Origin of the sequence: Streptococcus sp. HMSC070B10 (genome assembly GCF_001808665.1) — a bacterium.
Taxonomy (GTDB): Bacteria; Bacillota; Bacilli; order Lactobacillales; family Streptococcaceae; genus Streptococcus.
Genome location: NZ_KV794175.1, coordinates 1 through 8,327, shown reverse-complemented (window position 1 = coordinate 8,327; position 8,327 = coordinate 1). Strand labels below are relative to the sequence as shown.

General features: G+C 40.3%; 10 protein-coding genes and 2 pseudogenes. 5 read left to right on the top strand and 7 right to left on the bottom strand.

What is annotated here, in order from left to right; translation table 11 throughout:
• From HMPREF2613_RS11740 to HMPREF2613_RS05280, 3 genes and pseudogenes are all read right to left on the bottom strand, one after another.
• A pseudogene (locus tag HMPREF2613_RS11740) lies at positions 1-78 on the bottom strand (TetR/AcrR family transcriptional regulator); the annotation flags it as partial.
• Positions 79-117: 39 nt separating this feature from the next.
• Complete coding sequence (locus HMPREF2613_RS05285) at positions 118-1,200, bottom strand: ABC transporter permease (protein WP_070479498.1); 1,083 nt, start codon at positions 1,198-1,200, stop codon at positions 118-120.
• 1 nt (position 1,201) lies between these two features.
• Positions 1,202-1,918, bottom strand: coding sequence for an ABC transporter ATP-binding protein (locus tag HMPREF2613_RS05280; protein WP_000734674.1), 717 nt, complete (start codon positions 1,916-1,918; stop codon positions 1,202-1,204).
• Positions 1,919-2,145: 227 nt separating this feature from the next.
• Here HMPREF2613_RS05280 and HMPREF2613_RS11860 point away from each other — a divergent pair.
• The 3 genes and pseudogenes from HMPREF2613_RS11860 to HMPREF2613_RS05270 all read left to right on the top strand — a co-directional run.
• Positions 2,146-2,268: pseudogene (locus HMPREF2613_RS11860) on the top strand (low temperature requirement protein A); the annotation flags it as partial.
• A 70-nt stretch (positions 2,269-2,338) separates the two neighbouring features.
• Positions 2,339-2,536 (top strand): hypothetical protein, encoded by a 198-nt coding sequence (locus tag HMPREF2613_RS05275; RefSeq protein ID WP_070479496.1) that lies wholly within the window; start codon positions 2,339-2,341, stop codon positions 2,534-2,536.
• Positions 2,533-2,766, top strand: a complete 234-nt coding sequence (locus HMPREF2613_RS05270) for a hypothetical protein (protein ID WP_049544550.1) — start codon at positions 2,533-2,535, stop codon at positions 2,764-2,766. Before HMPREF2613_RS05275 ends, HMPREF2613_RS05270 begins: the two co-directional genes overlap by 4 nt.
• 244 nt (positions 2,767-3,010) lie before the next feature.
• Here HMPREF2613_RS05270 and HMPREF2613_RS05265 read toward each other — a convergent pair whose 3' ends face one another.
• Complete coding sequence (locus HMPREF2613_RS05265) at positions 3,011-4,243, bottom strand: carbohydrate-binding domain-containing protein (RefSeq protein WP_070479494.1); 1,233 nt, start codon at positions 4,241-4,243, stop codon at positions 3,011-3,013.
• Positions 4,244-4,472: 229 nt separating this feature from the next.
• Here HMPREF2613_RS05265 and HMPREF2613_RS05260 point away from each other — a divergent pair, with 229 nt between their 5' ends.
• Together HMPREF2613_RS05260 and HMPREF2613_RS05255 are read left to right on the top strand one after the other, a co-directional pair.
• Positions 4,473-5,249: a polyphosphate polymerase domain-containing protein gene (locus tag HMPREF2613_RS05260; protein WP_070479491.1), complete on the top strand. Its 777-nt coding sequence runs from the start codon at positions 4,473-4,475 to the stop codon at positions 5,247-5,249.
• Positions 5,242-5,925, top strand: coding sequence for a DUF4956 domain-containing protein (locus HMPREF2613_RS05255; protein ID WP_070479489.1), 684 nt, complete (start codon positions 5,242-5,244; stop codon positions 5,923-5,925). Before HMPREF2613_RS05260 ends, HMPREF2613_RS05255 begins: the two co-directional genes overlap by 8 nt.
• Positions 5,926-6,076: 151 nt before the next feature.
• Here the strand turns inward: HMPREF2613_RS05255 and HMPREF2613_RS05250 are convergent, their stop codons facing one another.
• The 3 genes from HMPREF2613_RS05250 to HMPREF2613_RS11735 form a co-directional block, all read right to left on the bottom strand.
• Entirely contained in the window at positions 6,077-6,634 is a 558-nt protein-coding gene (locus HMPREF2613_RS05250) for a sugar O-acetyltransferase (RefSeq protein ID WP_000200260.1), read from the bottom strand.
• A gap of 95 nt (positions 6,635-6,729) precedes the next feature.
• Positions 6,730-7,587: a VOC family protein gene (locus HMPREF2613_RS05245; RefSeq protein ID WP_070479487.1), complete on the bottom strand. Its 858-nt coding sequence runs from the start codon at positions 7,585-7,587 to the stop codon at positions 6,730-6,732.
• A 264-nt stretch (positions 7,588-7,851) separates the two neighbouring features.
• On the bottom strand, positions 7,852-8,327 hold a 476-nt coding region (locus HMPREF2613_RS11735), incomplete at its 5' end, for an LPXTG cell wall anchor domain-containing protein (RefSeq protein WP_261673968.1).

The window sequence follows — 8,327 nt, the reverse complement described above, 5'->3', positions numbered from 1 at the left end:
CATGATTTTTTTCTTTCCTTGAGGGTAATTCGCTTCTTCTAAGTAATCTTCAAACGATTCAAAAACAGTCTTATCCATCTAATCTTCACACCTTTTTAGCATTATTTATGTTGATTTCTAAACTTTACGATAACGACGCAATCCAACAATATTGAGAATTGTTAAAATGATCAAGAAAATCATTAAAACACCAAGATTTGGCAAAATATCACCAAGATTGTGTCCGTAAAGAATAATCTGGCTTATTGCATCACCAGAATAGGTTAATGACAAAAATTTCCCCACAGTTGGAGCCCATTCTCCCATGGATGACAATGGAATAATCCCTGAGAAAAAGAGTTGAGGCATAATCACGAGAGGAATAAATTGCATCATTTGGAATTCTGATTTTGCTAGAGTAGACAAGAGAATTCCAAAAGCTAGTGCTACAAGAGCCAGTACCACATTAACTATTATAACATTTAAAATATTTCCTACAACTTCTACATCTAGTAGCCAAATTGCTGCTAAGACGACAACTGTCGTTTGAAAAATCGCAATAATACCGTAAGACAACATATAGCCATAGACAATTTCAGAACGTTTCACTGGGGTTGCTAACAAGCGATCCAAGGTTCCACTTGTGCGCTCTTTCAAAAGTGCCATACCAGAAATCAAAAAGACAAAGAAGAAGACCACAAAGCCAATTAAAATTGGAATCATACGTGCAAAGAATCCAGTATTTTTATCTCCATATTGGTAAGATTCTTTGATTTCAGGCACCTTTGCATCTAATTTCAATTGTGGAAGAGCTTGTTTGATACGAGATAGTAACTGATCGGTGCCTTCACTGGCGATACTTGTTCGTAACACTTGTCGTATCATAGATGTCTTGGAGGCATCTGTATTTGCGTAGTCGACCTGATACTCACCGTCTTTATAAGAAATCACAGCATCGACTTTTTCATTTGCTAGCGCTTCTTTGGCCTGATCTAAGTCTTGATAAGTCTCGATGTCCAAATGATCAAGCTCATCCATTTTCGTTATCAAACCAGTTGATAGATCTTGTGTCGCTAACTTGACATTCACGGTTGTACTAGCTGAAAACATGAGGTTCATCAGCCACATAATAAATACCGGCGCTACAAACATCATAGCCAAGGTTCGTTTGTCACGAATCAATTCTTTGATAACTTTTTTAGCAATAGCAATGGTTCTCATCTTACTCTCCTTCTGCTTTCAAAAATACTTCTTCAATACTTGAAACTTGATAACTTTCTTTTAAGTGTTGCGGTGTATCAAAAGCAATGATTTTTCCACCTAATAATAAGCCGACCTTATCCGTTAACTCTGCTTCATCCATAACATGGGTAGTAACTAATATCCCAACCCCATTGTCTCTAAGCGCGAATAATTCTTTCCAGATTTTCTTCCGAAGAGAAGGGTCGATTCCAACTGTCGGTTCGTCCAAAATCAAGAGCTGAGGATTCCCCAGAAGCGCGATGGCTAAAGACAAGCGTCGCTTCATTCCTCCAGAATAACCGGATACCGTTTTATTCAAATGCTCTGTCAGATCCACAACTTGAGCCACATGGGCAATTTCAGCTGTCAGATCTCTTTTGGATAGCCCTTTTAGCTGACCAAAAAATTCCAGATTTTCTTGACCTGACAAAGCCTCATATAAGGCATCTGACTGGGCCATATAACCAATATCTCCTAAAATATGACGATTGGGCATAGTATGATCCAATACCAAAGCAACCCCTCCGTCAGCTTTTTCCATCCCTAACATAGTCTTAATCATAGTCGATTTACCAGCACCAGACGGACCTATTAAGCCTATAATTTCTCCCGGCTGCAATTCAAAGCTGACATGATTCAAAACCATTTGACGACAAAAAGACTTATCCAAATCTTGTAAATGTAGCAATTTTTTCATATGCTTCCTCCTAGGTGAGTGTTTACTCACTTACTGAATATAGACCTATTATAGTGAGTGTTTACTCACTTGTCAAGAAAAAAGTTGAAATTCTTTAAAAAATAAAGCACCAGATTCGTATCTGATGTTTATAATGCACATGTCTTATTTCTAAAAATGTTTTTGAACTTCCTCTCTATACTCCGAAATGGTCTTTTCTGTCCACTTTTTAAAGGCCTATTTCCCCTCTACTTTTCTCGGCTAATCCAACCATCGTCATTGCTATCGCAACTCTAATGACCTTGGTAATGGGAATTCATTTTACTCATTTTTATATGAAACAGACTAAGAAATTTTCAAGACCTAATTGAAACCAAATTAGCCCTTGGAAGTCAAAAAATCCTCGAACTCTACGCTGACCGTCTAGCAGAATCAGACCAAATGCGGCATGGCATTTCTAAGAATTCGGTTAAGGGACGTAACCTACAAGCTGCTTACGTGGATGGATTTACTTTGAGAGATTTCTTCGCCTTCAACCAAGGACTAAATAAAATGGGTGACCAAGCACTTCCTTTTAAAATTCACCCTGAACGTTTTGTATTTGCTGGAGTTCACGGTGGACAGGAAGTGAGGAGTTGATTGGAGAGTACGGTCAACCAACTTATCAAAAAATCTTTATCAGTCTAGATGCTGAAAAAACAGGCGTTCCGGATGCCGATACAAAAATTTCTATGGCAGGTGATACTGCTACTCTCATGTCCGATACAAGCCTTGATATCAAGATGTATGGTATGCATCAGTTCAAGATGAAAAAAGGTGGACTCCGCATCAAATTAGGCGTCTTTTCCCCAGAAGCAACCCCAAGCTAGATGGAGCTCGGTCACCAAGAACACCTAGCAGTTGAATTTTTCAATTCCCTCACAATCGCCTACCAAAACATTTAAGGGAAAACTACTCAATACCTTCTTAAAATTCAAGAAATTTAAGTAAACAACAACGGATGACTGAACAATTTAGCCTTTGAAAGCTACGATTATAAAATCCCTCGTAACATATCAATTTATCACCCATATAAAAAGATAGCCATTCTAATTGAATGCTATCCTTTTTTGTTTATCCTCGTCCGCCAGGTGCTGGACCGCCAGAACCTCCATTCGGACCTCCGCCTCCAGGCATAGAATTGACAATATCTGTTTGTTTTTCGCCGTTGATGTAGATATTCCCACCTGTGTAAGTTGCTGTTCCATCAAAGTCAAAGCCTGATTGTCCTATCAATTTAATGGTTCCACCGGTAACCGTGATATTCCCGTTTGAGTCAACTGGATCTGTGTCACCTTGACCGACTTCTACAGTTAGATTTCCACCTGTCATAGTAAAGTAAATATCACTTTGCTGGGCATTTTTATTGGCTGCATTGACTCCATCATCTGTCGAGTAGACATTGATATCGCCACCATTGATCGTAATGGATTTCCCTTCAATTCCTTCAGTCGCATTCTTGACTGTGTAAGTACCGCTATCAATCACTAGGTTGCCAGAAGCGTGAATGCCATCATCCCCTGCTGTGACTGTTATGGTATTGTTAGCTAAATACATATTTCCAACAGTCATATCGTCATCATTATCAACTTTAACGCCATCTTCCTTAGCATCGATGGTCATGGTTGTACCAGTGATGTTGAGTTCATCATTGACATTAAAGGCATCGCCAACTGATGTGATGTTAAAGGTACCACCCGTGATGTGAAGCCTATCATTTGCCTTGATAGCATTGCTTTTCTTTCCATCTACAGTGAGAGTTCCTGAGCCATTGATGGTCAAATCAACCTTAGAAAAGAGAGCGGCATTTGCCTTTTCATCACTGTTAGAGCTTGAGTCAGAGAGACTGTTGGTGGTTCCCTCTGACAGAGTCAAATAGACATGACCGGCTGATGTCGCAGAAATCGCTGCATTGGTATTGGTCATGGTCGCGCCTTTTAGGACAAGTTTCACATCATCAGACTTATCTGCCTCTACCTTGATCTGCACTCCGTCAGACTGACCTGAAATCACATAGGTACCTGCTTTTGAGATGGTCACCGTTGAGCCAGAAACTGTCACACCGTCTCCAGAGACACTGGCAGATGAGCCTGATAGCTCAATCTTAGAGGCTGTGCTTTCATCATAAGAAGTATCATAGTCCTTTTCTGTAAAATAAGAAGATTGACTGTTTTTAGCTGAAGTTGTGATGGCAGTAGTATCTGCCGCTGCAGTTGTACTTGACTTAGTCGTTGACTGCCCACAAGCTGTCATCAAGGTCAAAGCTGTTACACTGGTTAAGATTAGGGTCCATTTTTTTGATTTCATACCTTTTTCCTCGCCTTCCTTTAGCTTGAGCTTAGTTTACAGGGGAAGTCTGAAAAAAATCTAAACTTTTTCTGAAAGTTTTCTTAAGTTCAGTTTCAATTAAGTTATCTTTAACAAAAGTTTTAGGAAAATTCCATAGACTAATTACAAGCAAGTTCAACTTGCCCAGACACACCTATCTGCTAATAAGATAGTGTACTGAAATAGTTTGATAAAGGAGACAGGATTTATGAAACCAATTAAAACAAGCTTTAAACGAATTGAAACCAAATATGTCGTTGCTAAAGCTGACTTGGCTAATTTAATAGAGGACTTAAAAATATACCTCGTCGAGGATGATTATCCAACTTCGACCATTTCCAACATCTACTTTGATACAGAGCAATTTGATATGATTCAGGAGGATGGCCAAGGTACTAAGCGCAAAGAAAAGATTCGGATGCGAACCTATCTCAGTCAAGTCCAGCCTGATAGTCAGGTATTTTTAGAAATCAAATCTAAGGATAGAGCTGGTGTCGGACGAAAACATCGTCTCTTATCGACTCCCCAGTCTATCACCCAGTTTATGACCAAGGGACAGCTGGATAGCAGTATCAAGGACCGAATGATGATTGAAAAAATTCAGCAACTCCAAGAGGAATATCAGCAAGCAATTGTCCCTCGTATGTATATTTACTACGACCGTTTTTCTCTCAAGGAAAAGAAAGAAATTAGCGGATTTCCCTACAATAAAATTCGTATCACCATTGACCAAAATCTAACCTATCGTGATAATAATGTCAGTTTATTTTCAGGAAAGGACGGTTTCCCTCTACTAAACGAGGACATTGTCATCATGGAAATTAAAGCACCTGGTAGAAAACCCCAATGGCTACAAGATATTCTCGACCAATATGGACTGGTAGAGCAGAAATTTTCAAAATACAGCTGCGCCTACCACAAGTCTCAAGGGCTGGACTATAGCCCACGACCAAGCACAGAAAGTGTAGGTACTACTTATGTCTAATCTTTTCAACTCTATTTTCAACGACACAACTGCCACTGCAGACCCTATCCAGCTCTTTCTGGCTCTATTGGTCAGCCTGATTTTAGGTTTGGCGCTGACCTGGGCTTACAAACACCGTACCCTCTATACACGGGAATTTGCTGTTAGTTTGACCCTACTCCCCTGCTTGATGACCTTGGTCATCTTTCTGGTAAATGGCAGCTTAGGAACCTCTATCGCTGTTGCAGGAACCTTTAGCCTCATTCGTTTCCGTTCAGCCACCAGTGGCTCACGGGAACTAATTGCTATCTTTCTTGCTATGATTATCGGGCTGGCAGCAGGGACAGGCTACCTAGTCTTAGCTGTTCTCTTCACCGTCTTTATCTTAGCAGTATGGCTTCTTTTAGAAAAGCAACAAAGCAAGAGCAATCACCAACGTCGCAGACTATTGACCATCACAATTGCGAACCAAGAAAAGCAACTCCAAACTATCCAATCTGGGCTATCACAATTCTGTACTGAGTTAGATCTTATCTCGATTGATACCAGTAATGATGGAGAACAAGTCACCACTGTCTATGAAGTGGATTTCAAGGCTCAAACCAACGACTTTCAAATCATCCATTACCTCACTAGAGAACAGGATACTTACCAGGTTTCCCTGACCAAAAATGCCAAGAAGAGAAAGAATTTGTAAAACTTCTAGCGTGAAACCTATCAAAAAGCTAGGTAAACACTCAATTGAAAAAAAGTTAATCTAATTTATGATAAAAGGCATCCTATCAACGTTTTTTAAACACCTGATATGATGCGCTTTTCTTATCTTAAAAACTTTTTTACCAATCTCTTTATTTCACAGGTATCTCCTTCATCACACGTGCAGGATTACCAGCTAGGACAACGTTGTCACCAAAGGACTTAGTAATTACAGCCCCTGCTCCAGCAACAACATTATTACCCAATGTCACTCCAGGAAGGATAATAACACCACCTCCAGCCCAGAAATTGTCTCCGATAGTAATAGGTTTGCCGTATTCCACACCTGAATTGCGTTCCTTCGGGTCCAATGGATGGAGGGGAGTCAAGAACTGACAGTTGGGACCAATCATAGCATTGTCCCCGATGCGAATTGGACAAACATCCAGCATGGTCAAGTTCCAATTAGAATAAAAATTTTCCCCTAGATGAATATTGACCCCATAATCGACCACCAGTCGTGGATTGACAAAGATATTTTGTCCGGTTGACCCAAACCAAGCCTTGATGATTTCGACTCCCTTCAAGGGATCTTCTTCCTTGTTAAAGGCAGACTGTTTTTGGCGAGAAGCCTGAGCCAAGGCTCGCAATTCTGGATCCGATGGACGGTAAACCTCTCCCGCTATCATTTTCTGGTATTCACTGGTCATTGTATTCTTCTCCTTGTTCCCTACTATCATATCAAATTTTCTACATATCTGACTAGAATAAGGAGCACTTTCTACAATTGATCCTCTGATTGTCATCATATCCTATCTAAACGAATACGAGTCACAATTCCGTCTGGGTCTGTGATTTCCAACTGGCTAGATGTCAGCCACTTAACTGGTGCATCAACTTCTTGCGCTCGCTGGGCAATCGTTAACAGTTCTTCTTTACGAGCGACTTCAATGACATAGTAGGCTAAGCCTGGCAAACCTGCCTTACGCGGAGCTAAGCCTTTTCCTCCCCATTCATTGACTGCTAAATGATGATGGTAATCTCCAGCCGCAATCCAACTAGCGCTAGGCACACTAAATTTATCCTCTAGTCCTAACACCTTTTGATAAAACTGGCTGGACTTTCGACTATCCTTGACGGAAAGATGGATATGACCCATTCTCGTACCTTCTGCTAGGATAAAGGGCTCTACTCTTTCCCCCAACTCATAGATAGCCTGTGCCGCAAGAGCCTCAGTGACCCCGATAATACGTCCATCTTCTCGAATATCCCATGTGGAAACCGGCTTATCTCGATAGAGTTCAATGCCGTTCCCCTCCAAATCCTCCAAGTAAAGAGCCTCACTGTAACCGTGGTCTGCACCGCCGACAAGAGGAATCTGTAAATCTGTCAGGTGTTTTAAGACATTTGCCAAAGCCTTTCGTGTCGGCAAGAGAATTGCCAGATGATAAAGGCCATAATGTTCCCTCACTTCTCCGCTCTCTTGTGCTTGAATCAAGTGTACCAAGGCTTTTCCACCCAGTCCTAGAACTACCTCTGTCTCAGTTTTAGATAAGATTTCTAAACCAATAACTTGCTGATAAAAGGCTGTTTGACTTGCCAAATCCTTTACATTTAAAACTGCCTCTGCCAAATAAATGTGGCTCTTATATTCATAGGTCATAAATGCTCCTCTTTTTTAATTGTAATTCTTTTTATTACAACTATTATATAATTTCCATCAAGAAAGTCAAGCCAGACAACTTATAGATCATGATTCTGTAATCTTGTCTATATGGGATTAGAACGAGAAAATCTACAGAGAATTGACAATAAAATCACCGAAAATTTTTAACCAATGCTATGATAACTCTCATCTCAATCCCAAAAAGAAAAGGAGCGGATATGATATCCTACTCCTTATTCTTATCAGAAAATCTAATTAGAATTAGTCTTCTTTTTTCTTGCGAGCAACAAGTCCAAATCCACTCAAGACACCTAAAAGTCCAAGTGCTGCTAAGCTAGAGTCGGCTTCTGTACCTGTGTTAGGCAATTCTTTTTGAACTTCAACATTTTTAGGTGTTGATGGTTGAGAAGCTGGTTGGTTTGGAGTTGATGGTTCAACATGCTTAGGTATGACTGTTACTGGGACTTCTACCTCTACGATTTCTCCTGATGGTAGTTTCACTTTTACTTTAACACTTGGTTTTTGTCCTGCCGTATCAGTTGCTGGGATTTCTCCAACTTCTACGATTTCGGCACCTTTTGGTAACTCAATATGTTTCTTAACATCATCTTTGCCAATTGGAGTTCCAACCTCTACTACGATTGGGGTAGTTTTAACCGTTTCTCTTGGAGCTGGAGTCGCCTTTGGTGTGACTGTTACTGGGACTTCTACTGTAATCACTTTTCCATTTGGTAATT

Excerpts from the sequence above, each read along its gene's own strand:
- HMPREF2613_RS05275 (WP_070479496.1), top strand. The coding sequence starts at position 2,339 with ATGCGGCATGGCATTTCTAAGAATTCGGTTAAGGGACGTAACCTACAA.
- HMPREF2613_RS05250 (WP_000200260.1), bottom strand. The coding sequence starts at position 6,634 with ATGACCAGTGAATACCAGAAAATGATAGCGGGAGAGGTTTACCGTCCA.
- HMPREF2613_RS05260 (WP_070479491.1), top strand. The coding sequence starts at position 4,473 with ATGAAACCAATTAAAACAAGCTTTAAACGAATTGAAACCAAATATGTC.
- HMPREF2613_RS05265 (WP_070479494.1), bottom strand. The coding sequence starts at position 4,243 with ATGAAATCAAAAAAATGGACCCTAATCTTAACCAGTGTAACAGCTTTG.
- HMPREF2613_RS05255 (WP_070479489.1), top strand. The coding sequence starts at position 5,242 with ATGTCTAATCTTTTCAACTCTATTTTCAACGACACAACTGCCACTGCA.
- HMPREF2613_RS05245 (WP_070479487.1), bottom strand. The coding sequence starts at position 7,587 with ATGACCTATGAATATAAGAGCCACATTTATTTGGCAGAGGCAGTTTTA.
- HMPREF2613_RS05285 (WP_070479498.1), bottom strand. The coding sequence starts at position 1,200 with ATGAGAACCATTGCTATTGCTAAAAAAGTTATCAAAGAATTGATTCGT.
- HMPREF2613_RS05280 (WP_000734674.1), bottom strand. The coding sequence starts at position 1,918 with ATGAAAAAATTGCTACATTTACAAGATTTGGATAAGTCTTTTTGTCGT.